This window comes from Aerococcus sp. L_32, from assembly GCF_050689315.1.
Genome location: NZ_JBOEQF010000876.1, coordinates 1 through 778 on the forward strand (window position 1 = coordinate 1; position 778 = coordinate 778).

1 protein-coding gene is annotated in these 778 nt (G+C 43.1%); it reads right to left on the reverse strand.

Translation table 11 applies throughout. The annotated features are described in order from the left end of the window. Nucleotides 1-778 (reverse strand): Mur ligase family protein (locus tag ACRCJ0_RS17055; RefSeq protein WP_431391346.1); only part of this gene is annotated, 778 nt, incomplete at both ends.

The following is a 778-nucleotide window of genomic DNA, read 5'->3' on the forward strand; positions in this document are numbered from 1 at the left end:
GTAAATTTCCATCCGGCCATCAGTTTTGGCATCGCCTAAAGCCTTTTGAATTGTTGCCCACTCTACATCGTTTTCGCGCGCAATCGCCGCAGCCACTAAGGCATTGTTGATATTAAAGTGCCCTAAGACATTTAAAGCCATCGGAATCGCTTCACCTTGGTTTTTTACCACAAAAGTCTGTTTGGTTTCACTAAAAGCTAATTCATCGGCAAAATAATCAGCCGCCGGGTTCTTGCGTGAAACAGTCACAATCCGTTCAATATTTTCAGCATCTTGTGCTGCTTTTAAAATTTCTTCATAATGGTCCGTATCTTCATTGATGACGGCTACTTTACCGTGGTCAAAGATCCGTAATTTTGACTGGAAGTAGTCAGCAAAAGTGGGATGTTCAACTGGTGAAATATGGTCTGGTGAAATATTTAAAAAAGCCACCACTTGCATCTTCACGTCATCAACGCGGTGGTATTTTAAGGCTTGACTGGATACTTCCATAGTTGCCCGTTTCACCCCATTGTCTCGCATCGTTGCTAGCATTTCATATAAATCCATGGCTTCCGGCGTAGTAAGGGTTGATGGTGTTTTTTCTAGGCCATCATAGTTAAAGGTAGATGATACGAAACCAGGTAGTGCTTGCCCTTTTTTCTGACTGTCTAGAGTCAAAATTTGGTTAACAAAACCTGCAGTGGTTGTTTTACCCTTGGTACCTGTAATCCCTGAAATGGCCACGTCTTGCCAAGGTGATTGGTAGAAGAAGTTGGCGAGCTGAGCCATCGCTAGA